Annotated in this window: 26 protein-coding genes and 1 other RNA gene; 16 read left to right on the forward strand and 11 right to left on the reverse strand. The window is 61.6% G+C overall.

Annotated elements, in window-relative coordinates; all coding sequences use genetic code 11:
- Positions 1 to 26: 26 nt before the first annotated feature.
- The 4 genes from V1471_RS05215 to V1471_RS05230 form a co-directional block, all read right to left on the reverse strand.
- Complete coding sequence (locus tag V1471_RS05215; RefSeq protein WP_434287279.1) at positions 27 to 1,253, reverse strand: class I SAM-dependent methyltransferase; 1,227 nt, start codon at positions 1,251 to 1,253, stop codon at positions 27 to 29.
- A 53-nt stretch (positions 1,254 to 1,306) separates the two neighbouring features.
- Positions 1,307 to 2,701: a cryptochrome/photolyase family protein gene (locus V1471_RS05220; protein WP_434287281.1), complete on the reverse strand. Its 1,395-nt coding sequence runs from the start codon at positions 2,699 to 2,701 to the stop codon at positions 1,307 to 1,309.
- A 64-nt stretch (positions 2,702 to 2,765) separates the two neighbouring features.
- Positions 2,766 to 4,586: an ABCB family ABC transporter ATP-binding protein/permease gene (locus V1471_RS05225; RefSeq protein ID WP_434290866.1), complete on the reverse strand. Its 1,821-nt coding sequence runs from the start codon at positions 4,584 to 4,586 to the stop codon at positions 2,766 to 2,768.
- Between the two features lie 133 nt (positions 4,587 to 4,719).
- Positions 4,720 to 5,988, reverse strand: coding sequence for a LysM peptidoglycan-binding domain-containing protein (locus V1471_RS05230; protein ID WP_434287282.1), 1,269 nt, complete (start codon positions 5,986 to 5,988; stop codon positions 4,720 to 4,722).
- 163 nt (positions 5,989 to 6,151) lie between these two features.
- On the opposite strand from V1471_RS05230, the gene V1471_RS05235 reads away from it, so the two are divergent.
- Together V1471_RS05235 and V1471_RS05240 are read left to right on the forward strand one after the other, a co-directional pair.
- Positions 6,152 to 6,733, forward strand: coding sequence for a TIGR00730 family Rossman fold protein (locus V1471_RS05235; RefSeq protein WP_434287283.1), 582 nt, complete (start codon positions 6,152 to 6,154; stop codon positions 6,731 to 6,733).
- Complete coding sequence (locus tag V1471_RS05240) at positions 6,720 to 7,361, forward strand: pentapeptide repeat-containing protein (protein ID WP_434287284.1); 642 nt, start codon at positions 6,720 to 6,722, stop codon at positions 7,359 to 7,361. Before V1471_RS05235 ends, V1471_RS05240 begins: the two co-directional genes overlap by 14 nt.
- Here the strand turns inward: V1471_RS05240 and rarD are convergent.
- Together rarD and V1471_RS05250 are read right to left on the reverse strand one after the other, a co-directional pair.
- A complete protein-coding gene (gene rarD / locus V1471_RS05245) occupies positions 7,358 to 8,284 on the reverse strand; it encodes an EamA family transporter RarD (RefSeq protein ID WP_434287285.1) in 927 nt (308 codons plus the stop codon). The genes V1471_RS05240 and rarD overlap by 4 nt on opposite strands.
- A 59-nt stretch (positions 8,285 to 8,343) precedes the next feature.
- A complete protein-coding gene (locus V1471_RS05250; RefSeq protein WP_434287287.1) occupies positions 8,344 to 9,510 on the reverse strand; it encodes an amidohydrolase in 1,167 nt (388 codons plus the stop codon).
- 173 nt (positions 9,511 to 9,683) lie between these two features.
- Between V1471_RS05250 and V1471_RS05255 the strand changes: the two genes are divergently transcribed.
- The gene (locus V1471_RS05255) at positions 9,684 to 9,962 is read left to right on the forward strand and encodes a hypothetical protein (RefSeq protein ID WP_434287289.1); all 279 of its coding nucleotides are present in this window, start codon (positions 9,684 to 9,686) and stop codon (positions 9,960 to 9,962) included.
- Here V1471_RS05255 and V1471_RS05260 read toward each other — a convergent pair whose 3' ends face one another.
- Positions 9,963 to 10,562 (reverse strand): superoxide dismutase, encoded by a 600-nt coding sequence (locus V1471_RS05260; protein ID WP_066708198.1) that lies wholly within the window; start codon positions 10,560 to 10,562, stop codon positions 9,963 to 9,965.
- 163 nt (positions 10,563 to 10,725) lie between these two features.
- Positions 10,726 to 10,884, reverse strand: a complete 159-nt coding sequence (locus tag V1471_RS05265; RefSeq protein WP_434287290.1) for a hypothetical protein — start codon at positions 10,882 to 10,884, stop codon at positions 10,726 to 10,728.
- A gap of 227 nt (positions 10,885 to 11,111) precedes the next feature.
- Between V1471_RS05265 and ccmI the strand changes: the two genes are divergently transcribed.
- The 3 genes from ccmI to V1471_RS05280 are packed head-to-tail and all read left to right on the forward strand — an operon-like array spanning position 11,112 to position 13,064.
- Positions 11,112 to 12,347, forward strand: coding sequence for a c-type cytochrome biogenesis protein CcmI (ccmI, locus tag V1471_RS05270; protein WP_434287291.1), 1,236 nt, complete (start codon positions 11,112 to 11,114; stop codon positions 12,345 to 12,347).
- A 19-nt stretch (positions 12,348 to 12,366) separates the two neighbouring features.
- Positions 12,367 to 12,831, forward strand: coding sequence for a Holliday junction resolvase RuvX (gene ruvX / locus V1471_RS05275; RefSeq protein ID WP_434290868.1), 465 nt, complete (start codon positions 12,367 to 12,369; stop codon positions 12,829 to 12,831).
- Positions 12,828 to 13,064 (forward strand): DUF1289 domain-containing protein, encoded by a 237-nt coding sequence (locus V1471_RS05280; RefSeq protein WP_434287293.1) that lies wholly within the window; start codon positions 12,828 to 12,830, stop codon positions 13,062 to 13,064. The genes ruvX and V1471_RS05280 overlap by 4 nt, the downstream gene beginning before the upstream one ends.
- Before the next feature lie 55 nt (positions 13,065 to 13,119).
- On the opposite strand, the gene V1471_RS05285 is transcribed toward V1471_RS05280, so the two are convergent.
- Together V1471_RS05285 and V1471_RS05290 are read right to left on the reverse strand one after the other, a co-directional pair.
- On the reverse strand, positions 13,120 to 13,941 hold the full coding sequence (locus V1471_RS05285) for a sulfite exporter TauE/SafE family protein (protein ID WP_434287294.1): 822 nt from the start codon (positions 13,939 to 13,941) through the stop codon (positions 13,120 to 13,122).
- Positions 13,942 to 14,014: 73 nt separating this feature from the next.
- Entirely contained in the window at positions 14,015 to 14,998 is a 984-nt protein-coding gene (locus tag V1471_RS05290; RefSeq protein ID WP_434287295.1) for an MDR family oxidoreductase, read from the reverse strand.
- A gap of 101 nt (positions 14,999 to 15,099) precedes the next feature.
- Here V1471_RS05290 and V1471_RS05295 point away from each other — a divergent pair, with 101 nt between their 5' ends.
- From V1471_RS05295 to V1471_RS05325, 7 genes are all read left to right on the forward strand, one after another.
- Positions 15,100 to 15,864, forward strand: coding sequence for a FadR/GntR family transcriptional regulator (locus V1471_RS05295; RefSeq protein ID WP_434287296.1), 765 nt, complete (start codon positions 15,100 to 15,102; stop codon positions 15,862 to 15,864).
- 133 nt (positions 15,865 to 15,997) lie between these two features.
- On the forward strand, positions 15,998 to 17,038 hold the full coding sequence (locus tag V1471_RS05300) for an extracellular solute-binding protein (protein ID WP_434287298.1): 1,041 nt from the start codon (positions 15,998 to 16,000) through the stop codon (positions 17,036 to 17,038).
- 70 nt (positions 17,039 to 17,108) lie between these two features.
- Positions 17,109 to 17,485, forward strand: a transfer-messenger RNA (tmRNA) gene (gene ssrA, locus V1471_RS05305).
- Positions 17,486 to 17,687: 202 nt separating this feature from the next.
- A complete protein-coding gene (locus V1471_RS05310; protein WP_434287300.1) occupies positions 17,688 to 18,113 on the forward strand; it encodes an ester cyclase in 426 nt (141 codons plus the stop codon).
- Between the two features lie 116 nt (positions 18,114 to 18,229).
- Positions 18,230 to 18,988, forward strand: coding sequence for a phytochelatin synthase family protein (locus V1471_RS05315; RefSeq protein ID WP_434287301.1), 759 nt, complete (start codon positions 18,230 to 18,232; stop codon positions 18,986 to 18,988).
- 64 nt (positions 18,989 to 19,052) lie between these two features.
- Positions 19,053 to 20,336: a chromate efflux transporter gene (gene chrA, locus V1471_RS05320; protein WP_434287302.1), complete on the forward strand. Its 1,284-nt coding sequence runs from the start codon at positions 19,053 to 19,055 to the stop codon at positions 20,334 to 20,336.
- A 61-nt stretch (positions 20,337 to 20,397) separates the two neighbouring features.
- The gene (locus tag V1471_RS05325; RefSeq protein ID WP_434287303.1) at positions 20,398 to 20,889 is read left to right on the forward strand and encodes an SspB family protein; all 492 of its coding nucleotides are present in this window, start codon (positions 20,398 to 20,400) and stop codon (positions 20,887 to 20,889) included.
- A gap of 85 nt (positions 20,890 to 20,974) precedes the next feature.
- Here V1471_RS05325 and V1471_RS05330 read toward each other — a convergent pair whose 3' ends face one another.
- Positions 20,975 to 21,550 (reverse strand): DoxX family membrane protein, encoded by a 576-nt coding sequence (locus V1471_RS05330; RefSeq protein WP_434287304.1) that lies wholly within the window; start codon positions 21,548 to 21,550, stop codon positions 20,975 to 20,977.
- 317 nt (positions 21,551 to 21,867) lie between these two features.
- Between V1471_RS05330 and V1471_RS05335 the strand changes: the two genes are divergently transcribed.
- The 3 genes from V1471_RS05335 to V1471_RS05345 all read left to right on the forward strand — a co-directional run bounded on the left by V1471_RS05335 (position 21,868) and on the right by V1471_RS05345 (position 24,403).
- Positions 21,868 to 22,425 (forward strand): class I SAM-dependent methyltransferase, encoded by a 558-nt coding sequence (locus V1471_RS05335; RefSeq protein ID WP_434287305.1) that lies wholly within the window; start codon positions 21,868 to 21,870, stop codon positions 22,423 to 22,425.
- A gap of 120 nt (positions 22,426 to 22,545) precedes the next feature.
- The gene (gene fumC, locus V1471_RS05340) at positions 22,546 to 23,940 is read left to right on the forward strand and encodes a class II fumarate hydratase (RefSeq protein ID WP_434287307.1); all 1,395 of its coding nucleotides are present in this window, start codon (positions 22,546 to 22,548) and stop codon (positions 23,938 to 23,940) included.
- 115 nt (positions 23,941 to 24,055) lie between these two features.
- A complete protein-coding gene (locus V1471_RS05345) occupies positions 24,056 to 24,403 on the forward strand; it encodes a hypothetical protein (protein ID WP_434287308.1) in 348 nt (115 codons plus the stop codon).
- Positions 24,404 to 24,458: the final 55 nt, after the last annotated feature.

Genomic DNA, 24,458 nt, shown 5'->3' on the forward strand with positions numbered 1-24,458 from the left:
TGTGACCTGCTCTGAATTCTCGGGGTTCAGCCCCCCGGTCGTGTCATTGTAACCTGTGTTACGTCGCAGTTTCCCCCGTGAAACGCCGCCGCGCAAGAGGTCAGGTAAAAATTCCACATCCGGCGGAACCGGTCGTCGAAGCCGAGTGCGGCGACCCGCTCCCATTCGGCATTGAAGGTCTCGTGCCAGCGCCGGAGCGTCTGGCTGTAGCTCTCGCCGAATTCCTTCGAGCCCCGGAAATGCAACCCCGCCGCATCGATCTGCTCCCGAAGCGCCGAGGGGCTGGGCAACATGCCGCCCGGAAAGATGTATTTCTGGATGAAATCGACGGATTTTCGGTAGCTCTCGAACCGTGCATCCGTGAGGGTGATGATCTGGAGCGTGGCGTTCGCACCGGGTTTCAGGCACTCGCTGAGCTTGCCGAAATAGGTCGGCCAGTATTTCTCCCCCACTGCTTCGAACATCTCGATGGAGGCAATGCCGTCATAGGCCCCCCGCTCGTCGCGGTAATCCTGCAATTTCAACTGAACCCGGTCCGACAGACCCGCCTTTTTGATCCGCTCGGCGGCGAATTTGAACTGCTCTTCGGAGATCGTCAGCCCGGTGACGCGCAAGCCGCGCTCGCCTGCCGCATACTCCGCGAACCCGCCCCAACCGCAGCCGATCTCCAACACATGATCGCCGTCCTTGACGCCCATTTCGTCAATCAGGGACGCATATTTCGCGCGCTGTGCCTGCTCCAGACTCTCCTGTCCGGTCTCGAACAGGGCCGAGGAATAGGTCATCGTGTCATCGAGCCAGAGGCTGTAGAACTCATTGCCGAGATCGTAGTGATAGGAAATATTCTTCTTGGCCTGTTTGCGCGTGTTGGCATTCATCCAGTGCCGCAGTCGCTCGAAAGCGCGCAGCAATCCCATGCCCGGAAACCCGTCGTACAGCACATCATTGCCCGCGTGCAGCAGATCGAGAAAGTCCTGAAGATCCGGGCTCGACCAGCCACCCTCGATGTAGGCATCGCAGAACCCCAGATCGCCCTCGCGGATCAGCCGGGCAAAGACATCGTCCGAATGGATGTTGAGCGCCGCCACCGGCCCCGGCGCAGGACCTGCCGCGCGAAACACCCGCCCGTCGGGCAGGATGAAATCGAGCTGTCCGGCCGCCATGCTTTGCGCCATGGCGAAAACCTGCGGAAAATACCGGGGCAGATCGCCCTGCCCTTCGGTGCTGCTCAAAACGGGTGCTGTCCCGGGCATCTACGCCTCCTGACTGCCATATCAGCCCCAGAGTAACGCAAATCTCCGATCCGTCACCCCTTTAGCGTCTCATAGGCCAGAAGCGCGCGTTCCCGCCCCGACTTGAGCGAAATTGCCGGGGTTGCTGGTGCATCCTTGTGCGAAAGCGCCCATGATTTCGGCACGGCGTTGAAATAAGACAGCGCGGTTTGCGTCGGCTGACCCGCGCCTTCGGCGATCCAGCGCCGCAGGTAAATGCCGTCCGGGTCGAATTTCTCCGCCTGCCCGTCCGGGTTGAAAATCCGGAAATAGGGCGCGGCGTCCGGGCCACAGCCCGCCACCCATTGCCAGCCCATAGCATTCGCCGCCGGGTCCCAGTCGATCAGGCAATCCTCGAACCATTTGAGCCCCACCCGCCAGTCCGTCAGCAGATGTTTCGTCAGGTAAGAGGCCGCAATCATCCGCGCGCGGTTGTGCATTGTGCCGGTCACGAACATCTCGCGCATGGCGGCATCGACAAAGCCCACGCCGGTGCGCCCGCGCCGCCAATTCTCTGCGTCCTCGTTGTCGCCCCGCCAGGGAAACGCGTCCCAGCCGTCGCGGTGATTGCGCTCCGGCAGATCGGGTTCGTGGTACAACAGATGATAGGCAAACTCGCGCCACACGAGTTCCTTGAGGAAATGCTCCGCGCCCGCCGCCCCCTCTTCCATGGCATGAAGCCCCGCGTGCCAGATGGTCCGGGGCGAGATTTCACCATAACTCAGGTTTTCCGACAGGCCCGAGCAGACCGGATCGGCGGGAAAATCGCGCCGGGCCTTGTAGTCGCCCACATGAGTGTCGAGGAAGACGGAAAGCCGACGCTTTGCCGACGTTTCGCCGACATGGCAATAGGGCAAAACCACCGCCGCCCCCCGGCGCATTTCGGCCCCGAGAATCCAGTCTTCCAGAGCCTCGCTTTCGGGCGCATCGGCCCATGTGACCTGCGGTGTTTTCACCGGCTGCCCCGCCCCGATCTCGCGCACGGCCTTCCAATAGGGCGTGTAGACCTTGTAATAGCCGCCGGTTTTCGTCGCGACCGTCCAGGGTTCGAACAAAAGATGCGCATTTGAGGATTGTGCCTCGATACCGGTGTCTTTCAATGCCGATTTGACCTCGGTATCCCGCGCGATCGAGGCCTTGTCGTAAAGCCGGTTCCAGAAAACCGCCTCTGCACCTGTCTCGGCAACGATCTGTTTTAAAACGTCTTTCGCAGCCCCGGAGCGCAGTACGACCTGCCCGCCCTGAGCTTCAATGCGCTCTAAGAGATGCGCAAGACCAAGCCCAAGCCGCCATTTCGGCGCAGCCCCCAGCCCGTCCACCGTCTCGTCCCGGATGAACACCGGCAACACCGCGCCACGCGCCGCTGCCGCCACAAGCGCCGGGTTGTCCTCAAACCGAAAATCGCGCCGGATCCACCAAATCGCCGTCATGACCTGTCCCATATCAACATCTGCCGATGATATAGGGCATTTTCAGTGCCGTGACAGAGGCGGATCACGCCGCAGCCGCTTCGCGATCCTCGGCCTGCGCCGCCCACATCGCCGCATATTTGCCACCCGCCTGCAACAGCGCCTCATGGGTGCCGCGCTCGACCACATGGCCCGCCTCCAGAACGACGATCTCATCGCTGTCGGCAATCGTGGAGAGCCGGTGCGCGATGGTGATCACCGTGCGCCCTTCGCCCGCGAGTTTCAGCGCGCCCAGAATGCCGCGTTCGGTCTGGGTGTCGAGCGCCGATGTGGCCTCATCGAGCAGCAGGATCGGCGGGTCCTTGAGCAGCGTGCGGGCAATGCCGACGCGTTGTTTCTCACCGCCCGACAGCTTGAGGCCCCGTTCGCCGACCTGCGTCTCATAGCCCTCCGGCAGACCCATGATGAAGTCGTGAATCTTGGCCTTTTTCGCCGCCTCCACGATCTCGTCATAAGTCGCCCCATCGCGCCCGTAGCCGATGTTGTAGCGGATCGTGTCGTTGAACAGCACCGTGTCCTGCGGCACCACGCCAATCGCGGCATGCAGACTGTCCTGCGTCACATCGCGAAGGTCCTGCCCGTCAATCAGAAGCCGCCCGCCGGTCACGTCATAGAAGCGGAACAACAGCCGCCCGATGGTGGATTTGCCCGATCCGGAATGGCCGACAATCGCGAGCGTCCGCCCCGCCGGCACCTCAAGATCGACGCCATGCAGGATCGACCGCGCGGGATCATAGGCGAATTCCACATGATCGAGCGTCACAGTCCCGCCCGTCACCTTGAGCGGCCGGGCGTTCGGCGCGTCGACGATCTCGGCCGGTTGTTCGAGCAGGTAGAACATATCCTCCATATCGACGATGGACTGGCGGATGTTGCGATACATCGAGCCCAGGAAGTTCAAAGGCATGGTGATCTGGATCATATAGGCGTTGACCATGACGAAATCGCCGACGGTCAGCGTGCCGTTCTGGACGCCCAAGGCCGCCAGAACCATGACCGCGATCAACCCGGAGGTGATCAGGAAGGTCTGGCCGAAGTTGAGAAAGGCGAGCGAGCGCTCGGTCTTGATCGCCGCCGTCTCATAGCCCGCCATGGCCTGATCGTAGCGCCGCGCCTCGCCGCCTTCGGCGTTGAAATATTTGACGGTTTCGAAGTTCAACAGGCTGTCGACGGCCTTCTGGTTGGCTTCCGTGTCCTGTTTGTTCATCTCGTAGCGGATTTTCACCCGCCATTCGGTGACCTTGAGCGTGAAGACCACATAGGCCACCACCGTGACCGCCACGACCCCCATGTAATCCCAGCCGAACGCCCCCCAGAGAATGATCAGCACCAGCCCGAGTTGGAAAATCAGCGGCGCGATGCCGAAGATCAGCACGTTCATCAGGAAGGCCACGCCTTTGACGCCGCGCTCGATGATGCGCGACAGGCCGCCGGTGCGCCGCGTCAGATGATAGCGCAGCGACAGCTTGTGGATATGCTGGAAGGTCTGGAGCGCAATGACCCGCAAAGCGCCCTGCTCGACCGGCGAAAACACCGCCGCGCGGAGTTGCTGAAAACCCACTTCCATCATCCGCGCCACGCCATAAGCCACGGTCAGCCCGATCGCCCCCACGGCAACGAACCACGCCGCGTCCTGCGCCGTCTCGCCCGAGAGGCTGTCGACGGCGGCCTTGTAGAACCACGGCGTGGCCACGGCCGTGAGTTTTGCAATCACCAGCAGGACGACGGAGATCACCACCTTCACGCGCACAGGCGTGTCGCCTTTGGGCCAGAGATAGGGCGCGACCTTGCGCAGAACGAGCCAGCCGTTCTCGGGCGTGCGGTCGGTGGTGACGGAAGGAGGCATACCTCTCATGGCAACCTTTCGGGCTAGATCGGAGTGAAGGGACGCCAAAATCGCGGAAAAGGCGCGGGAAGGCAAGATGCCTTGCCCGCATACCCCTCTGGCGCTTTCTGCGCAATCTCAGAACCGGGACTGATCACTCCTCGGGCAGTTGGAAAATCTGCCCCGGATAGATCAGATCGGGATTGCGGATCTGGTCGCGGTTGGCATCGAACACCCGCACATAAAGGAACCCGTCGCCATAGCGTTTCGAGGCGATCCCCCAAAGCGTGTTGCCCGGCTGCACCGTGACCGAGGCGATGCGGGAGGCGGGCGTCGCGATCCCTGTCTCGGCCGCGTTCTCCGACGTTCCTGTCGCGGAGCCTGACGGTTCGGCCTCGGTCGGCTCTTCCGCGATCTGCGCCAGAAGTGCGACCTCCTCGCGATGGAATGGAATCTCCGCCCGGCTCACCACTTTGCCCCATTCATCGACCTGATCGGCCCGCAGAGAATAGCGCCCGGCGGCCACGTCCTGGAGTTCCGTGCGCCATTGACCGTCCGCCCCCGCTTCGGTGCGCGTGACGAAGCCCTGATCAATGTAGAACCGCAGCGCCGCGCCCGGTGCCGCCCGGCCCGAGACAAAAACCCGGCCTTCGGGATCGTAGCTCACTGCGTCGATATGGAGCGTACCCGGCGCCGTGCCATCCTGTTGCAGAACCCTGACGCCGTCGTCATCGGCCATCAACACAGTGGGCGAGGCAGAGGATTCCACAGAATCTCCCCCTGTGGCCGCCCCTTCCAGAACCTGCTGCGCAATGGCGCTTCCGGTGCCCGAAGCGGCCAGCGGCGCGCCGCCGGACAGTGCAGGCCCATCCGTGGCGCCGGTGGCTTCCTCGGCCTCCGGGGGCGCGATCTCGCCCTCGGCCAAAACCACTTCCGAGGTCTCAGTTCCCGCCGGTTTGGCTAGGTTTGCGGGCGCGACGATCACGCTTTCCGCACTCGCCAGAGCGCTGGCTCCCGTGCCGCTCACCAATTGCATTTCACGCGCGGCCCCGGAGGCCTCAAGCGCAAACAAGGCCACGAATTCGCCCCGGTCATTGGTTTCCGCCTTGGCGACCTCGGCCCCGTCGACGAGGATATGCACCTCCGTGCCCGGTTCGGCCTGTCCGGCCACGGTCGCAAGCCCGTCGGGCGGGATGCGCACGAGATCGAAGCTCGGCAGGATCTGCGCCGGGGTCGGCACGGCTTCGGCGCTCTCAATCTTCCCGTTGTCTCCGGTCGCAGGCTCTGGAACCGCCGCCACCGGCTGAGGCAAAGCCTCCTCCTCCATCGGGCGCCCGAGATAGAGCACGGCCCCGATTGCCGCAACCAGCACCGCAGCCCCGACACCGGCCGCCGGCATCATCCATGCATTCTGTTTCGCCATGTTCGGCACATCCCCCTGATGGTCCGGCCCTGTCGCACGACCGTCACCCCCCGAGATTGAGACACGGATCAGGGCTGCGAGATCAAGGCTTGAGACAACCTAGCAAGGGGGCTAACAAGGGTCAAAGACTTCCTTTTTTCAAACCCGTCGCAAAGGGACCGCCATGTCATCCCAGCCCGTTTCCTCCTTGTTTTCGATCTGTGTCTTCTGTGGCTCACGCCCCGGGGCCAAGCCCGAATACGAGGCAGCGGCAACCGAGGTGGGCGAGATGATCGCGGCGGAAGGCTGGCGGCTGGTTTACGGTGCGGGCGATGTCGGGTTGATGGGCGCCGTGGCGCGGGCGGCACAGGCCAAGGGGGCTGCGACCTTTGGCGTGATCCCGACCCATCTTCTGCCGAAAGAAGTCGGCAAACGCGATCTCACCACCTTCATCATCACCGAGAATATGCATGAGCGCAAAAAGGTGATGTTCATGAATTGCGACGCCATCGTGGTTCTGCCGGGCGGAGCGGGTTCGCTCGACGAATTCTTCGAAGTGCTGACCTGGAAACAGATCGGATTGCATGACAAGCCGATCTACCTCTTGTCGACCGACGGCTACTGGAAACCGCTTGAGGCGCTGATCGAACATGTGATCGACGAAGGCTTCGCGCCTTTGTCTACCGCGCAATATTACGAGACGGTGCAGACGGTCGGCGAGTTGACCGAGGCATTGCGCGCCGCACGGACCGATGCGGGTCATTGACGACATAGCGGCGCTGAGTGAGACGGTATTCGCATCCTGCCGCTTTGACGCGCTAAACTTCGACGGCATGGACCTGTCGGCCCACAGCTTCGAACAGTGCGAATTTCAGGCCTGCAGTTTCACCGGCACGACGTTGGAACAGACCCGCTTTGTCAAATGCAAGGCGATTCAGGCCGATTTCAGCTACGCCCGTCTCTCGGAGGCCCGGTTCGAGGGCTGCAACCTCTCGCTGTCGCGCTGGGTCGGCAGCGACGTTTCCGATGCGACCTTCCGGGACTGCAAACTGACCGGCGCGGACTTCCGGGACGCCCGTGCGCTTGGGATTGATTTCAACGGCTCGGTGCTTGCGGGGGCCTATCTGCGGCAGATGAATTTCCGCAAATGCCACCTCGAGCAGATCGACCTGAGCGAAGCCGATCTCGCGGGCTGCGATTTCCGGGACAGCATATTAGAGCGATGCCGCTTGCAGGGGGCGCATCTCGCGACCGCCCGCTTTGATGGTGCAGATTTGAGAGAGGCAGATTTGGGGGCGCTCAGCTTTGCCAGTGCCACATGTTTCAAAGGGGCGATCATCTCGAAGGCGCAGGCGACCGAATTGCTGCGCGGGCTGGGCGTGACGGTTCTCTAGGCCGTGGTCGAAGCCTTGCGCGCTTTGCGGTTCTGCGCCTCGCGGCGAAAGGCTTCGACGGTATAAAGCGCAAGCGCGACCCAGATCAGCGGCATGGCGATGGCGTGCCAATGGGTGAAGGGTTCGGCAAAGATCAGCACGGCGACAAGGAATTGCAGCGTCGAGTTCCAATATTGCCCCATGCCGACCACCGTAAGCGGCAGACGACGCGCGGCGGCGGTAAAGAAGATCAGCGGCACGCCGGTGATCACGCCTGAGAAAATCAGCATCACCGTATCCTTGAGCGACTGGCCGAAGGCGCCTGCGGGCTGGGTCGCGGTGCTGCCCCACCCGGCCAGATGCGCCCCCGCAAGCCAGACCAGCGCGATCGGCAACAAAAGCACCACCTCGGCGGTCACCGACAGGATCGGGCCTGCGTCGAGCGTCTTCTTGATCGCACCGTAGATCGAAAAAGTCACGGCAAGTGTCAGCGCAATCCAGGGCAGCGCGCCGAGCCCGACGCCCAGCACCACGACCGCCAGCGCGGCAAGCCCCAGCGCCGCATATTGCAGGTTTGACAGCCGTTCGCGAAACATCGCCATGCCGATCACGGTCGCGACCAGCGGGAAGATGTAATAGCCGAACGAGGCCTCAAGCGCCTGCCCCGACTGGATCGAATAGATGAACAAGCCCCAGTTGACCGACACCAAAATTGCAGCCGCCAGCACCTTGGTCGCCTGCGGCCCGGTCATCAGGCGACGCAATTCACCGAACCGGCCCTGAATACCGATCCAGAGGCCGAAGAGCACACAGGTCCAGAGCGTGCGATGCGCCAGCACCTCGAAGGCAGGCACATCGGCCACCGCCTTGTAATAAAGCGGCGAGAGACCCCATGTGGTTTGGGCGATCAGGAGGGCAATATAGCCTTTTTGCGTTTCGGTCATGGCTGCGACAGAGCGCTTTTTTCCGCCCGTTTGGCAAGACGCGAAAAATGCACAGGGGATTAGTCTTCCTGCGAAACCCCGGCGGTAAAGGCATGGATCGCGCGCAGGAAAATCTCCGCCCCGATTGGAATGAGCGCATCGGGATAGTCGAAGTCCGGATTGTGCAGCTCCGGCTGATCCTCGCCCGAGCCCAAGAACAGCATAGCTGCCGGGAGTTCCGTGCCGAACAGGCCGAAATCCTCGGACGGGCGCATCGGGATTGCCCCTTCGACGCGCGGCAAGCCTTGCGTGGCGGCCTCCAGAAGTGCTGTGGCCTCGGGCGCATTGACCGAATGGCTGAACACGTCATGAAGCGTGATCTCGGGGGCAAAGGCGGCGGCCGTGGTCTCGATCAGAGCACGGGCCTCGGCCTCGAGTGCAGCCATCTCAGAATTGAACAAAGTTCGCAATGTGATCTGAAGCTCCGCCTCACCGGGGCTAATACCGAAAGACGGCACGCCGAGGCGCGCATGGGTCACGGTACAGAGGCGAAAGCCGGGATCTTCGGTCGGCAGGTCGCGCGACAGGGCGCCGAGCGCGGGGATCAGTTCGGAGAGCGCAAGCCCCGGCGAGCGGCCGTTTTCGGGCCGGGCGGCATGGGAGGTCTGGCCGGTGAGCCGGATGTGCAACCCGCGTGAGGCACAAGCGACAGGGCCAACTTTGAGCGCCACCGCGCCCAAGGGCAGTTTCGGCAGATTATGGAGCGAGATCGCGAGATCGGGTTTGATCACCTCGAATTTCGGATCGGCCAAGACAAGCCGCGCCCCTGCCCCGGTTTCTTCAGCGGGCTGGAACAACAGAACCACACGGCACTCCGGCGCGCGCCGCGACAGCGCCGTCGCCACGGCGAACAGCGTCGCCATATGGCCATCATGGCCGCAAAGATGCCCCACGCCGTCATGCTCGGAGCGATACTCCGGCCCCGCTGCCTCAAGGATTGGCAAAGCGTCGAGTTCGGCACGGATCATCAGGGTTTTCGCGCCCTGCCCGAACACGGCAGCCACCCCATGACCGCCCAGACCTTCGATCACCTCTGCGCCAAGCCCGCGCATTCGCGACGCGATGCGGCGGGCGGTGTCATGCTCCGCCCCCGAAACTTCGGGAAAGCGATGCAGCTCATGGCGCAGCACCACGGCCTCGGTCAGCGTTTCGGGGTCGAGCGTCCAGGCATTGGGAAGTGAGGGCATTTTGCGGTATCTCTTTTTGTCCAGTGCCTGCCACCTTTTCATGAGACTTGCGCAATGAGAAGTCCCGCCGACCTGCGACGGGAAGTACCGCGCTCAAATCATGGGAAATGATAGTCGCAAGACAGCACTGGCTTGTTCCATACTCGAACGACCAACGAAACATGGAGCATCAAATGTCAGATGACCAACTGTTACGACTTCTTCGCACCATCGGATTCAAGGCATATGTGGAGAATATAGATCTGCTTGAACTTTCGAGTGGAACGGCTCAGATCGCAGAGAAACTTTCCCTTCGAAACAAATGGACCCTGTCAGGTTCTCGTACGCGTGTGAATGCAGCCAAACGCATACATCAGGCTGAAGCAAAGAAAAGGGCGCTGACCATCATAGTCAACGCCCAGAACATCAGCGAAGAAACCGCTCAGAAAGCAGCGGCTCTCCTGAAAGCCTGATCACATACGCGACGCGACGTTTTCCCAGTTCACCAGCTTGTCGAGGAAATTCGACAGGTAGACCGGGCGTTTGTTGCGGAAGTCGATGTAGTAGGAGTGTTCCCACACATCGCAGCCGAGAAGCGCGGTTTGACCGAAGCAGAGCGGGTTCACGCCGTTTTCGGTCTTGGTCACTTTCAGCGAACCGTCGGTGTCTTTCACCAGCCAGGCCCAGCCGGAACCGAACTGAGAGGCGCCTGCGGCGGCGAACTGTTTCTTGAACTCGTCGACGGTGCCGAAGGCTTCGACCAGAGCTTTTTCAAGCTCGCCCGGCATTTTCTTCTCGCCCGGACCCATCATTTCCCAGAATTGGGTGTGGTTCCAGTGCTGGGACGCGTTGTTGAACAGGCCAGATTGCGCCACGGCGCCAGCCGCATAGGTGCCCTTGATGATCTCTTCGACCGATTTGCCTTCCCACTCGGTGCCCGCAGCCAGCGTGTTGCCGGTGGTCACATAAGCGTTGTGGTGCAGGTCGTGGTGGTACTCCAGCGTCTCCTGCGACATGCCGAGATCGGCGAGTGCGTCGTAGGCGTAGGGAAGATCGGGAAGTTCAAAAGCCATTGGGGCCTCCATCAATTCAGAAGTTGTGCGTTTCTGTCGGGCATATACCTGATCCGATGACCGCTTCGGGTCAAGGGTGAAACTCTGGAATCGTTCCAAAAAACACGAACACCTAGCTGTTCATCTCTCAACCGAAGTCGGCGACCGAAGCAGGCAGATCGGATCAGTTGCCATCCGGCAGGTCGATCTGAATTTCCGGCTCATCCGCGCCCGGCACATCGCCACCCGTGAAAAGATAATAGGAAATCCCCGCCACCAGCACGAGCATCGCCCCCACCAAAATGCCAAGCCCCGTATTGCCGCCACTGTTATTGCCACTCATGTCTTTCTCCTAATCTCAAGGTCCATCACGGACCGTTCGGAAGAGAAACGTCTTGGGACACAGATAAGTTCCCCTCTGCTCAGGTCATGTCAGCGTCCTCATATCCGGTCGCCCCCCGAGCCATTCCGTTACAGAGCCATTCGGTCACACCTGTGTCATTGGGGGTTTCGCAAAACCCGCCTGCCGGATACACCTTGCCAACGGAATTCTCTTTGACGGACCCTGACATGACCTTCTGGATCATCGCTTTCGCCATCGCCCTCCTCTCCGCGATCCCGCTGGCCCTTGCGCTGCGCCGCGCCCATGGCATCGGCGATGTCGACAGCTCCACCGCCGAGGTGGAGATGAAGGTCTACCGCGATCAGCTCAAGGAAGTGGATCGGGACGAGGCGCGTGGCGTGCTCTCCGCCGAGGACGCCAAACGCGCCCGGATCGAGGTCTCGCGCCGTCTTCTCGATGCCGACAAGGCCCGTGCCAGCGAAAAACACGGCGTGCGCGGCGCCCCGCTCTGGGCCGCTGCTGTGCTCTTTGCCGTCGTGACCGGCGGCGCGCTGTGGCTCTACAACGACATCGGTGCGCCGGGCTACGAAGACCTGCCGCTCACCCATCGCATCGAACTGGCCGAAGAGGCCCGCGCCAACCGCCCGACGCAGGACGCGATCGAACAGATGCGCCCGCCCTCGCCGCCCATCATGGAACCGGACGAGCGCCTCACGACCTTGCTTGTCCAGCTGCGCGATGCGCTGACCTCCCGCCCCGACGATCTTCAGGGCCATATCCTTCTGGCCCGCAACGAGGCCGTGGCTGGCAATTACCGCGCCGCCTATGAGGCCCAGACAGAGGTGATCCGTATCAAGGGGCCGGCTGCGACCGCCGAGGATTACGCCGATCTCGCCGATATGATGATCCTTGCGGCAGGTGGTTTTGTCTCGCCCGAGGCCGAGGACGCGCTCACCAAGGCGCTGCAACGCGATCCGCAAAACGGCACGGCGATCTATTACTCCGGCCTGATGTTCGCCCAGACCGGGCGCCCCGACATGACCTTCCGGCTCTGGCAACCGCTCCTGTCCTCCTCCGCCGCCGAAGACCCTTGGGTGATGCCGATCCGGCAGCAGATCGAGAGTGTCGCACAGGCTGCGGGCATTCGCTACACGCTACCGCCCGCCCCGATGGCCGATGGCCTCTCAGGCCCCTCCGCCGAAGACATGGCCGCCGCCGCCGACATGACCCCCGAAGAGCGTCAGGAGATGATCCGCGGTATGGTCGAAGGCCTCTCGGCCCGTCTCGCCAACGAAGGCGGCAGCCCCGAAGAATGGTCGCGCCTGATCTCCTCGCTCGGCATGTTGGGCGACACCGAACGCGCCAAGGCGATCTGGGGCGAGGCGCAGGTGATCTTCGGCGCAACCCCCGAAGCCCTCGCCGTGGTTCGCCAAGGCGCGGAACGCGCGGGCTTGGTTGAGTGAGGCCGGTCGCATGAGCACGCTGATCACCGATGACATCGCCACCTTCAAAGCCACCCTGCCCCCGATGCGCCCGCTGGCCGGGCTGGATTTCGGCGACAAAACCATCGGCGTGGCGATCTCCGACCGCCTCCTGTCCGTGGCAACCCCCACCGACACCATCCGGCGCAAGAAATTCACGCAAGACGCCGAGGCTTTGCTCAAACTCCTGACATCACGCGAGGTGGGCGGTATCGTCTTGGGCTTGCCACGCAACATGGACGGTTCCGAGGGGCCGCGCTGTCAGAAAACCCGCGCCTTCGCGCGCAATCTCGGCCAGCTCACTGATCTGCCGATCACATTCTGGGACGAACGCCTGTCATCGGTCGCCGCCGACCGCGCCATGTTGGAGGCCGATATGTCCCGCGCCAAACGCGCCGAAAAAATCGATCAGGTGGCCGCAGGTGTAATCCTTCAGGGGGCTCTGGACAGGCTCAGAAACTTATGACGGACGACATCTGGAAACGCGACGAGATCGAAAGCCCCTGCACGAAGATCTGTCAAATTCACCCGGAGACGCGGCTTTGTCTGGGGTGCGCGCGTTCGATCGACGAAATCGGTCGCTGGTCCTCGATGGCGGCGGAAGAACGTCGTGCCATCATGGCGGAGTTGCCGAACCGCCAGGCAGCCCCAACCAAACGCCGTGGTGGGCGCGCCGCCCGGTTGAAACGTTTGGAGTGAGTATTTGAACAGCCAAGGTGACGGGTTTCCTTTGCTGTCAAATACTCAAATCGTCTTACCCCATCAGCGCCTTGCGCAGCATGTTGAGTGCAACGAGGATCAGGAAGCCGCCGAACACGCGTTTCAGCGGTTTCGGGTCCATCGCATGGGCGATCCTTGCTCCCAGAGGCGCTGTGATCAGAGTCATGCAGATCACCAGAAGGAAGGCCGCGATATTGACCGCGCCGATGGTGAAGGGCGGTGTCGCCTCTGCGGGCAGATCGACAAAGAGAAAACCGATGACGGAAGGGATCGCAATGATTGCCCCAAAGCCTGCGGCAGTGGCGACGGCGCGGTGGATCGGCACGCCGTAAAGCGTCATGGTCGGCACCCCGAAGGAGCCGCCGCCGATGCCCATCAGCACCGAGAGAAAACCGATCAGCGGCGAGATGATCACACGCATGATCCCCTTGGGCATCTCCGAGCCGAGCCGCCACGCGGAATTGCCGAAGGCCATGTAAAGCCCGATGAAAATTGCGACGCAGCCGAAGATCATCTGAAGCGTGGTTGAGCGCAGCGATGAGGCCACCAGCACACCAATGATCGCGCCGACAACGATCCCCGGTGCAAAGCTCTTGAGGATCGACCACTCCACCGCACCTTTCTTGTGATGCGACATCACCGAGCGGATCGAGGTCACGATGATCGTCGCCAAAGAGGTGGCGAGACAGATCTGCATGAGCTGTGGGCTGTCGTAGCCCAGCCCCGAGAAGGCATAGTAAAAGGCGGGAACAAGGACGATGCCGCCCCCGACACCAAGAAGGCCTGCGAGAATGCCCGCGAAGGCGCCGATAGCGGCGATCAGGGCGGCGAAAGGGAGAAGCGTTGCGATATCCATGGCGCAAAGCGTTAACGGCAAAACGCGCCCCTGAAAAGAGCGCGTTTTTTAATGTTGCAGCGTGCGTTTCTGCTCAGAGTTCGACCAACACCCTGCCCTTGACCCCGCCCTTGAGAATTGCTGCCCCAAGCGCAGGCAGGTCTTCGAGCGTGGCGGGCTGGACCATTGCTTCGAGTTTCTCCATCGGCAGGTCAGATGCGATGCGGTTCCAACAGCGGATACGGTTGTCCTTCGGCTGCATCACTGAATCGATGCCCAGGAGGTTCACGCCGCGCAACAGAAACGGGATGACCGAGGCCGGAAGGTCCGCACCGCCCGCAAGCCCGACCGCCGCAACAGACCCGCCATGTTTCATCTGGCCCAGAATACGGGCGAGCATCGCGCCGCCGACCGCATCGACGCAGGCCGCCCAGGTTTCGGTTTCGAGCGGGCGTTTGACCGTCTCCGCAATTTCTTCGCGTGGCACGATCCGGCTCGCGCCGAGCGATTTGAGATAGCCCGCCCCCTCCGGACGCCCGGTGACGGCGGCGACCTCATAGCCAAGATGGGCGAGAATGGCCGTGGCAACCGAACCCACCCCGCCCGAGGCCCCGGTGACCAGAACCGGGCCGTTGTCGGGCGTCAGCCCGTGATCCTCCAGTGCCATCACCGCCAGCATCGCGGTGAACCCGGCCGTGCCGACCGCCATGGCTTGCCGTGTCGAGAGCCCTTCGGGCAGCGGCACCAGCCAGCCGGATTTCACCCGCGCCTTTTCGGCATAGCCGCCCCAATGCACCTCGCCGACGCACCAGCCGGTCAACACCACCTTGTCGCCGGGTTGGAATTCGGGGCTGTCAGAACGCTCGACCGTCCCGGCAAAGTCGATCCCAGGCACATGCGGATAGTGGCGCACCAGTCCCCCGCCCTTGGGCGAGAGGCACAAACCGTCCTTGTAATTCAATGTCGAATATTCGACCTTCACCGTAACATCGCCTTCCGGCAAGCTGTCCTCCGGGATGTGCTTGATCTGGGGCTGCGCCAGCCCTTCGGCGTCCTGTTCCATGATCAGCGCCTTCATGCGGTCCTCCTTGCCATGCTGCATGAGATTTGCTTAAATGTCTGACAAATGAAATCACAATGCAAGAAAATGTCTGACAAATAGGTCAGGTCATGGTTTAAATGTCAGACAATAAAGAAAAACAAAATATTTCCAGAGACTTGTCGACAGTGATCGCGGATGCAATCCGGGCCGACATCGCCTCTGGAAAGTTGGCTGCGGATCAACGCCTGCCCTCGGAATCGGAACTGGCCGAGGCCCATGGCGTGTCGCGGGCAACCGTGCGCGAGGCGCTGAAACGGCTTGCAGCGCAAAGCCTGATCCGCACAAGACGCGGGGCCACGGGCGGGGCCTTTGTCCACCGGCAAAGTTTCGAAGACGCCTATGCCGACATGGCCTCCAAGGCCACGTTTCTGATCGGGTTGAACGAAATCGACATCGCCACCGCCTGCGAAGCCCGGTTCGCACTTGAACGCGGCTGCATGCGGCTGGCCGCCAAGAATCGTACCCCCGAACATCTCGACATCATGCGGCACGAGATCGCCCGGCAGAAAGACCCCGCTCTGAGCGACGAAGTGTTCTGCGCCTCCGATGTGGCGTTTCACCGAGCCCTGGTGGATGCGGCGGGCAATCCGGTTTTGTCATGGCAACTGGCGGCGGCGGTCGAAGGGATTGAGCCGCTGATGAACATGATCACCTATCGCCAGCGAGACCGCGATGCGGTGATCAGCCTGCATGAGGCCATTGTCGATGCGCTGGAGGCGCGGGTCGGTTCGAAACTTGAGATCCTGATCGACTACCTGCGCGACCAGACCCTGCGCACCGCCCATGCGGCACAAGACAGCCGCGAGGCGACGCGTCAGGAGAAACCGCATCGGAGTAATTGATCTCATTAATTTGATCAAATTTAGGGCAAACTCCCGAAAAAAAGCCACCACGCCCCAAGCGCCCCTTGCGCGAGGCAAAACCCATGCTAGCGTCATCTCCCAGAAATGGTCCATTTTCAGGGAGATGACCTTCATGAACACTCTTAAAACTCTTCTGGGCAGCGTCGCCTTCGCCGCCGTCGCGAGCGCCGCGTTCGCCGAAGACTCCGATCTTCTGGTGTTTGACTACTCCGGTTTCGAAGATCCGGCCTTCCACACCAAATATGTCGAGAAAAACGGCGATGTACCGTCTTTCGCCTTCTTCGGCGAGGAAGACGAGGCGCTTCAGAAACTCGTGTCCGGTTTCAAGGCCGATGTCAGCCACGTCTGCGCAGGTTCCGTGATGAAATGGGAGGAAAGCGGCATTCTGGAGCCGTGGGACACGTCGAAAATCACCGATTACGCCAAGCTCGACAGCAATCTCGTCGGCAAGGACGTGGCGGCCGCCAGCGCCTATTTCATCCCGACCGATTTCGGCTCCACCGCCATCGCCTATAACACCGAAGAAGTCCCGGCCGAGGATGTCGCCTCTCTCGAGGTGTTCAAGAACCCGAAATACGAAGGTCGTCTGACCCTCCCGGACAACGTCGACGACGCCTATGCGCTGGCCTATCTCGCCACCGGCACCACCGACTGGACTTCCGCCACGGACGAGCAATTCGAAGCCGCCTCCGCCTGGCTGCGCGAAGTTCACCCCTACCTGCGCACATACTGGACCGACCCGGCCGAGCTTGCACAGCTGATGGCGACCGGTGAAGTTCTGATCTCCTGGGCCTGGAACGAAACCTATCCGACGCTTGCCGACGAAGGTTTCCCGGTGGGCTTCCAACGCGAAGCGAAAGAAGGCTCCTCGCTCTGGCTCTGCGGCTACGTCAATCTGAAAGACGGCCCCGGCTCCGAAGACAAGGCCTATGACTTCATCAACGGTTTCCTCGACGCTTCCAACGCTGCGGTGCTGATGGATGCGGGTTACGGCATCTCGAACACCGAAGGCCTTGCCACGCTGGGTCAAGAGGCGCTCGAAGCCGGTGGTCTGGCCCCGATCGACGCCCCGATCCTCGCGCAATTGCCGATGTCGGTCGAGCTGCGTGAAAAGCAGTCCGAAGAGTTCGAGAAGATTAAAGCGGGCTTCTAAGACTCTCTGAAACTTGTACAAAACATGATCGCCGCCCTCGCTCCGGGGGCGGCATTTCTCTTATCCGGCACCTCTTGAAACAGTGTGACCGATCGCTTAGATATGGGGTGTCTCTTCGGGGACTATGGACATAAACGCGCTCGTAATAAGCGGATCGGACCCGGGGGCGGTACCCGGCGTCTCCACCAAATACCCCTCTTCAGTCTTCGTTTGAGACTGGCAAGAGATTGGATCATGGGGACGAAATAGGATCGACGGACGTCTAAAGGGGTTTTGCTTTGTCTCGGTGAGTTACCACCGTTATCGGTACACCTAAGCTAGTTGCAAACGACAACAAAGCTCCGATGGCTCTCGCAGCGTAAGCTGTGCGAAATATCGAAATCTAAGTCCTTAGGCTTAGCAGCTTAAGGCGGGGCCCGCAGGAGCCTGGCAACAGAATCCTGCACCTTTTCCAAAGATTTAACTGGTGAACCTCATGTCAGGCGCGGCTCTTGGGCTGACGCAGAGTGATTTTGCACTCCGCAAAAGTTGACGCTACATCAACACATATAGTCCTCTTTTTCCTGTGTTTTGCCCTAAAACAGAAACGTTTCGTTCAGACTTTCGGCGCACACTCTCCCCAGACGTGAAGACCGAAGGAGATCGTCTCATGACCGGCATGGACCTGCTGGAGGCCTGGTATGACAAGGTATGGGTAAAGGGCGATCTGAGCGCCGTGGCCGAGTTTTTCGACGCGGAAGCGCTCGCCTCCGGGCTGATGAGCGATTTTGCGGCCCAGCTCGAGGATTTCCAGACCCTTGTACCCGCCGTGCGCCATGCGCTGCGCGACATCACCATCTCGATCGAGGATTCCATGGAGATGGGCGACAAGGTCTGGGCCCGTATGACGCTGCACGCCCGGAAGGCCGTGGACATGCTGCCGATCCACATCTCCGGTCAGGTCATGGTGCGGCTCAGGGAGGGCAAAATCATAGAGGCGCACAACAGCTACGATTTCGTCAGCTATTTCGAACAGATGGGCAATCTGCCGAAAGATTCGGTGGCCTTGATGCTGGCTGGGGAAACTCTCGCCTGATCCAGCCCCGAAACACGGTTTTCCTTGCTTTCATATCGCTTTGCCAGACTGTGAAAGGGACGGGCCTGTGGCGCGACTCGGCCATAGCTCCGCCCATTTTCTCTGACAGGTGTCTCATGAAACCCACTGACCTGATGCTGACCTCCGCGGTTCTGCTCATTGCCCTTGCCCAAGCCTCCCTCGCCGAGGATTCGCCTCTGCCGAAACTCGGCCCCAATGCCATTCCCGTCACCGAAGCGACCGAGTATCTCAGAGCCGCGCCTGCGCCGGATTACTGGGCCTTTGCCGAATTCGTGAAACCGCAATTCACCACCTCGGCCTGTGGCGTTGCCTCCGTCACTGCCGCCGTGAACGGGCTTGCGGGCCTTCCGGCCAATGCCGAAGACACGGTGATGACCCAGCCGGATCTTCTGGAGGCCGTGGGCGACGCCCATTGGAGCGAAATTTCCGCGGAGGGCGGCGATGGCGTGATGTTCGACGAGCTGGTGACCTATGCGACCGAGGCCCTGCCCGTCGCCGGTCTGGACAGCTACGCGGTCAGCACGTTCAAACCCGTCGATGACAGCGCCGAAAGCCTTGCCACGATGCGCGACTGGCTGACGCTCAACGAGGAAAGCGCCGAGGATGCGATGCTGGTCTATTTCAATCAGGGCGTCGTGACCGGCGATTGGGACGGGCCGCATGTCTCCGTGATCGGGGCCTATGATGCCACTAAGGACGAGGTGCTGATCCTCGAGGTCGATCAGGAATGGTACATCCCCTATTGGACACCGGCGCCCGTGCTTCTGGAGGCCATGCTGAAACCGACTTCGGACGAGCACGGCGTGCTTGAGGGCCAGACCGGCGGTTTTGTTCGTCTGGCACCCGCAAACTGAGTGACTTGACCGGCCGGGGCGGCTACCAAGGGGGGGACGGACACCCAGCCACGAGCGCCCATCCATGACGCCCCAGCCGCCCCTCTCCGATTTCCTCAAAAGCTTTGCCCGCATCGGCCTCCTGTCCTTCGGCGGGCCAGCCGCGCAGATCGCCGTGATGCACCGCGAAATTGTGGAGGAGCGGCGCTGGATGGAGGAGGACGGGTTCCTCTCCGCGCTTTCCTTCTGCATGATGCTCCCCGGCCCCGAGGCGATGCAGCTCGCCACCTATTGCGGCTGGCGGCTCAAAGGCGTGCCGGGCGGCATCGTTGCGGGGCTGTTTTTCGTCCTGCCCGGGGCGCTTGTGATGCTGGCGCTCGCAGCGCTTTATGCCGCCTACGGCCATTTGCCCGCCTCGGAGGCGCTGTTCGTCGGGGTCAAGGCCACGGTGGCGATCATTGTCCTGCAAGCGCTTTTGCGCCTGTCACGCAAGGCGCTCGGCACGCCCTCCCGCAAGGCTTTGGCGCTCGCTGCCTTCGTCCTGATCGCCGGATTTGCAGTGCCTTTCCCGCTCATCGTGCTGGGCGCCGCCCTCATTGGCGCTGTCACCAGCCGTACCACGCCTCCCCCCATTCCGGCCCCCGGCCCCATTCCGGCCCCAAAAGCAACCCACCTGCCCCGGACACTGGCCACATGGGGGGCGCTCTGGGCTGCGCCGCTCGCGCTCCTCTGGGCCACAGGTCAGGAGCGCCTGCTCGCCATCGGCCTGTTCTTTTCGAAACTCGCGGTGGTGACCTTCGGCGGGGCCTATGCGGTTTTGGCCTATATGTCGCAAGAGGTGGTCACGGCCAAAGCCTGGCTTGCGCCGGAGGCCATGCTCGACGGGCTGGGGCTAGCCGAGACCACGCCGGGCCCCCTGATCCTCGTGACCGAGTTCGTCGGCTATATGGCCGCCACAACGCTTGGGGCCTGGGGCGGGCTTGCGGGGGCTCTGGTGACGCTCTGGGTCACCTTTATCCCCTGTTTTCTCTGGATATTCGCGGGCGCGCCTTACATCGGTTGGATCGCCTCACGCCCCCGGATCGACGCGGCATTGAAAGCTGTGACTGCGGCGGTCGTGGGGGTCATTGCCTCGCTGTCCTGGTGGTTTGCGCTGCATGTATTCTTCGCTGAGGTCAACGAGACCCGCCTCGGCCCATTGCGACTCACCCTGCCCGATCCGGCCACATTCGCGCCGCGCGCGGCCGCACTCGCGGTGCTCTCTGCCCTTTTGCTCTTCGGCCTGAAACGCTCTCTCATGCTCACCATCGCCCTTGTGGCCTTGGCCGGGCTGGCCCTGGGGGCCGGACTGCCTGCCGACATGCGGTGACCCCTTTCCTTGGCCGCAGAATCCCTTATGCTGCAAGGGAGATGAGAGAGAGGACCCAAGGATGGCCAAAACCATCGATTACGGCAACCTGATGCATGACGCCATGCGCGGTCTGATCCGCAAGGTGCTTGAAAGCGTGGCCCGCGACGGCCTGCCGGGGGAACATCATTTCTTCATCACCTTCGACACGATGCACCCGGATGTGGAACTGGCCGACTGGCTTTCGGACCGCTACCCGGAGGAAATGACCATCGTCATCCAGCATTGGTTCGACAATCTCGAAGTGTCCGAGGACGGGTTTGCGATCACGCTGAATTTCGGTGACAGCCCGGAGCCGCTCTATATCCCTTATGACGCGATCCGCACCTTTGTGGACCCCTCCGTCGAGTTCGGTCTGCGCTTCGAGACGCAGGAGTACGATGTCGAGGAGATGGACGAGGACGAAATCCCGCATGACGCGGAAGTGACCTCTTTCGAGCCGAAAGAAGAGAACGGCAAGGGCGTCGGCCCGAAAGAGGCAGAGATCGTTTCGCTGGACAAGTTCCGCAAATAAGCCGCCCGCTGCCGTTTTGCATCTGAAAAAGCCGCTCCCGAAAGAGCGGCTTTTGTTTTGCCAGTTCCGACATCGCCTCGCGGGATCAAAATTCCTTGCCGATCTTGCGATCGAGAGAATATTTCCCGCCGCCAAAGGCCGCAATGATGGCCGCGCCAGCGAACCAGAAGGTCGAATTGAACTCGGCCTTGTCTTGAACCTGATGCAGGAAGGCGGTTCCGCCATCCGCCAACAGCCGCGCCTGCCCCTGTGCGGTCAGATAGTCGAGATTGTCTTTGAGAAAGGCGATCCCCTCGGCGGTCAGGAACGCATCGCCATAGGGATGCGAGATGTGGAACCAGAGCGTCACAAGCAGCATGACCGCATTCGCGAGCGCAATCGGGCGGGTCAAAAGACCCAGAAGGATCAGCGCGCCGCCAAAGAATTGCAGAACCGCAAGAAGCGGTGAGAAGAACCAGCCAGCAGGCAGGCCCAGAACGTTTTCGACAAAGCCGACCTGCGCCATCGGCGCAGTGATTTTCGGCCAGCCCTCGACCATCAGCATGCCACCGATGATCACCCGAAAGATGAGCCAGCCGACCGGCTGGGCGAAACCGTGGTAAAACGGCGCGAGGAACGGAAGAATGAGCCGCTCCTGCGGGCCGGATGTCATTTCCTGCATCATAAACTCCATAGAAAACAAAACTTTGTACATCTGGCGCGACCATTCATCGCGCGCCGGATTGACGCAGTCAGTAGCGGCATGACGCAAGGGAAAGCAATTGTTCAACACCTTGCCGTAAGTCATACCGCCTGCGCATTTTTGAACAGGAATTGCGCTTTCATCCACCAAGATCACGGACCCGCGACATGCCGGTTCGCGATTTGTGAAGGCCGGGAAACAGGCGGATGAATTTTGCGTAACAGCTTCGTGTGGCCTCTTGTTTTGCGCCCATGCTCCGCGCACCTCTGATAGGAGGTGATGCACAGGAGCCCCTCATGCCGCGCGATTTTGCCGTATTTCTCGGAGAAATGATCCGCAATCCCGACGAGGTGCGCGCTATCGCGCCCTCTTCCGCCGCCGTGGCGCGTCTCATGACCGCAGGCGTCGAGGAGGTCACCGGCCCGGTGGTCGAGATCGGCCCGGGCACGGGCGTGTTCACCAAGGCCATTCTGGCCCGCGGCATCGCGCCCGAACGGCTGACGCTGCTGGAGCTGAACCCGCGGTTCTGCGAGGATCTGCGCGAGAAATTCCCCGGCGTGACCGTTTTGAACCGCTCCGCCGAGGACATCCGTGACATCGGGCTCACAGGTGTCGGCGCGGTGATTTCTGGCGTGCCGGTTCTGGCCCGCCCCGATCTGCAACGTGCCGTCGTAGGCCGCGCGTTTGAGGTCATGGCACCGGAGGCATTTTTCACCCAGATCACCTATGCCAACAGTTCGCCGGTGACGCCCGCGATGCAGGCCGAGCTGGGTCTCTCGGCCGTCAAACGCGGCACGGTCTGGGCCAATTTGCCGCCCGCACGGGTGTTCGAATATCGCCGCCAGCCGGGTTGAGCGGCACCGGATCGGATTTTAGCGCAAACAGGAGCGTGTATGCTTCGGTATACATTGCAAGCCTCACAGCGAGGCTCTATAGCCATGGCAACTGATTGGCAGAGCTAGGGAGATCCCCCGATGACCACCACCCGTACCGAAACCGACAGCTTCGGCCCGCTGGAAGTTCCCTCCGACAAATACTGGGGCGCGCAGACGCAGCGCTCCATCATGAACTTCCCGATTGGCTGGGAAAAGCAACCGGTTCCGATCATCCGCGCCCTCGGCGTGGTGAAGAAAGCCTGTGCGATTGAAAACATGGCGCAGGGCAAGCTGGCGAAAGAGCTGGGCGATGCCATTGTGGCTGCCGCCACCGAAGTGATCGAAGGCAAGTTCGACGACAACTTCCCGCTCGTCGTCTGGCAGACCGGCTCGGGCACCCAGTCCAACATGAACGCCAACGAGGTGATCTCGAACCGCGCGATCGAAATGCTGGGCGGCGTGATGGGCTCGAAAAGCCCCGTTCACCCGAACGATCACTGCAACATGGGGCAGTCCTCGAACGACACCTTCCCGACCGCGATGCATGTTGCCATCGGCATGCAGGCGCGCGATGTGCTGCTGCCGGGTCTCAAGAAACTGGCCGAAGCGCTCGAAGCCAAATCCGAGGCCTTCAAAGACATCATCAAGATCGGCCGCACCCATACCCAGGACGCAACGCCGCTGACGCTGGGTCAGGAATTCTCCGGCTACGCGCATCAGGTCCGTATGGGCATCAAACGCGTCGAAATGTGCCTTCCGGCGATCTATGAGCTGGCGCAAGGCGGCACCGCCGTCGGCACCGGTCTCAACACGAAAAAAGGCTGGGCGGAAGCCGTGGCGAAGAACATGGCCGAGATCACCGGCCTGCCCTTCGTGACCGCGCCCAACAAATTCGAAGCGCTCGCCGCCCATGACGCCATGGTGATGTTCTCCGGCGCGCTGAAAACCATCGCAGCCTCGCTGTTCAAAGTCGCCAACGACCTGCGTCTTCTGGGCTCCGGCCCGCGCTGCGGCCTTGGCGAACTGATCCTGCCGGAAAACGAGCCGGGCTCCTCGATCATGCCGGGCAAGGTGAACCCGACCCAGGCCGAAGCGCTGACCATGGTCTGTGCCCACGTCATGGGCAACGACGCCGCTGTCGGTTTTGCAGGCTCGCAAGGTCACTTCGAGCTGAACGTCTACAACCCGATGATGTCCTACAACGTGCTGCAATCCATGCAGCTTCTGGGCGACAGCGCCTCCGCCTTCACCGACAACATGGTGGTGGGCATTCAGGCCAACGAACCGCGCATCGAGAAACTCCTGCACGAGTCGCTGATGCTGGTGACCGCTCTGGCCCCGACCATCGGCTACGACAACGCCACGAAAGTTGCGAAAACCGCGCACAAGAACGGCACGACCCTCAAGGAAGAGGCGATCAAGCTGGGCTTCGTCGATGAAGCCACCTTCGACGCCGTGGTCCGTCCGGAACAAATGATCGGTCCGAAAGACTGAGCCTCTCCGGCATAACGACAATGTGAAGGCGGCCTCCGGGTCGCCTTTTCTTTTTACGCGACAGAAAGCGTGGCGTGCTGCGTTTGATCCTCATCGAGTTCTTGAGGACAGACATATGAAACACCTGCTCACCGCCCTGCCCCTGATCGCCCTGACCGCTGGCATGGCCTTTGCCCAAGGGGCCCCGAAGATGCCCACGGCGGAGATCGCCACGGATCTCGGCGTGACTGAGGCCCAGCTCAACAGTTGCTTCGAGGCCAACCGGCCCGAACCGGGAGAGCGCAAAGCGCCGCCCGCCGATGCCCAATCCGGTCAGCGCCCGCCTGAAGGCCAGCCCAAAGGGGAGCCGGGGATGCCGCCGGAAATGCTGAGCTGCTTGCAGAAGGCCAATCCGAAACTGACGGCGGAGAGTGTGCAGACCGTGATGCAGGCGCATCGTCCGCAACCGCCGCAGCAGAACTGAGATCCAGAGCGCCCCGGGATAAACCCGGGGCGTTTTGAGTATTTGCCCAGCAAAG

The organism is Celeribacter sp. SCSIO 80788 (assembly GCF_051054295.1).
GTDB lineage: Bacteria > Pseudomonadota > Alphaproteobacteria > Rhodobacterales > Rhodobacteraceae > Celeribacter.

Bases quoted from the DNA above. Each gene is read 5' to 3' on its own strand.
- V1471_RS05280 (WP_434287293.1), top strand. From the start codon at position 12,828: ATGACGGACGACATCTGGAAACGCGACGAGATCGAAAGCCCCTGCACG.
- fumC (WP_434287307.1), top strand. From the start codon at position 22,546: ATGACCACCACCCGTACCGAAACCGACAGCTTCGGCCCGCTGGAAGTT.
- V1471_RS05230 (WP_434287282.1), bottom strand. From the start codon at position 5,988: ATGGCGAAACAGAATGCATGGATGATGCCGGCGGCCGGTGTCGGGGCT.
- V1471_RS05315 (WP_434287301.1), top strand. From the start codon at position 18,230: ATGAAACCCACTGACCTGATGCTGACCTCCGCGGTTCTGCTCATTGCC.
- V1471_RS05290 (WP_434287295.1), bottom strand. From the start codon at position 14,998: ATGAAGGCGCTGATCATGGAACAGGACGCCGAAGGGCTGGCGCAGCCC.
- V1471_RS05285 (WP_434287294.1), bottom strand. From the start codon at position 13,941: ATGGATATCGCAACGCTTCTCCCTTTCGCCGCCCTGATCGCCGCTATC.
- V1471_RS05265 (WP_434287290.1), bottom strand. From the start codon at position 10,884: ATGAGTGGCAATAACAGTGGCGGCAATACGGGGCTTGGCATTTTGGTG.
- V1471_RS05335 (WP_434287305.1), top strand. From the start codon at position 21,868: ATGCCGCGCGATTTTGCCGTATTTCTCGGAGAAATGATCCGCAATCCC.
- V1471_RS05330 (WP_434287304.1), bottom strand. From the start codon at position 21,550: ATGCAGGAAATGACATCCGGCCCGCAGGAGCGGCTCATTCTTCCGTTC.
- V1471_RS05295 (WP_434287296.1), top strand. From the start codon at position 15,100: ATGTCAGACAATAAAGAAAAACAAAATATTTCCAGAGACTTGTCGACA.
- V1471_RS05260 (WP_066708198.1), bottom strand. From the start codon at position 10,562: ATGGCTTTTGAACTTCCCGATCTTCCCTACGCCTACGACGCACTCGCC.
- V1471_RS05235 (WP_434287283.1), top strand. From the start codon at position 6,152: ATGTCATCCCAGCCCGTTTCCTCCTTGTTTTCGATCTGTGTCTTCTGT.
- V1471_RS05325 (WP_434287303.1), top strand. From the start codon at position 20,398: ATGGCCAAAACCATCGATTACGGCAACCTGATGCATGACGCCATGCGC.
- chrA (WP_434287302.1), top strand. From the start codon at position 19,053: ATGACGCCCCAGCCGCCCCTCTCCGATTTCCTCAAAAGCTTTGCCCGC.
- rarD (WP_434287285.1), bottom strand. From the start codon at position 8,284: ATGACCGAAACGCAAAAAGGCTATATTGCCCTCCTGATCGCCCAAACC.
- V1471_RS05240 (WP_434287284.1), top strand. From the start codon at position 6,720: ATGCGGGTCATTGACGACATAGCGGCGCTGAGTGAGACGGTATTCGCA.
- V1471_RS05310 (WP_434287300.1), top strand. From the start codon at position 17,688: ATGACCGGCATGGACCTGCTGGAGGCCTGGTATGACAAGGTATGGGTA.
- V1471_RS05225 (WP_434290866.1), bottom strand. From the start codon at position 4,586: ATGCCTCCTTCCGTCACCACCGACCGCACGCCCGAGAACGGCTGGCTC.
- ccmI (WP_434287291.1), top strand. From the start codon at position 11,112: ATGACCTTCTGGATCATCGCTTTCGCCATCGCCCTCCTCTCCGCGATC.
- V1471_RS05215 (WP_434287279.1), bottom strand. From the start codon at position 1,253: ATGCCCGGGACAGCACCCGTTTTGAGCAGCACCGAAGGGCAGGGCGAT.
- V1471_RS05255 (WP_434287289.1), top strand. From the start codon at position 9,684: ATGTCAGATGACCAACTGTTACGACTTCTTCGCACCATCGGATTCAAG.
- V1471_RS05345 (WP_434287308.1), top strand. From the start codon at position 24,056: ATGAAACACCTGCTCACCGCCCTGCCCCTGATCGCCCTGACCGCTGGC.
- V1471_RS05220 (WP_434287281.1), bottom strand. From the start codon at position 2,701: ATGACGGCGATTTGGTGGATCCGGCGCGATTTTCGGTTTGAGGACAAC.
- V1471_RS05300 (WP_434287298.1), top strand. From the start codon at position 15,998: ATGAACACTCTTAAAACTCTTCTGGGCAGCGTCGCCTTCGCCGCCGTC.
- V1471_RS05250 (WP_434287287.1), bottom strand. From the start codon at position 9,510: ATGCCCTCACTTCCCAATGCCTGGACGCTCGACCCCGAAACGCTGACC.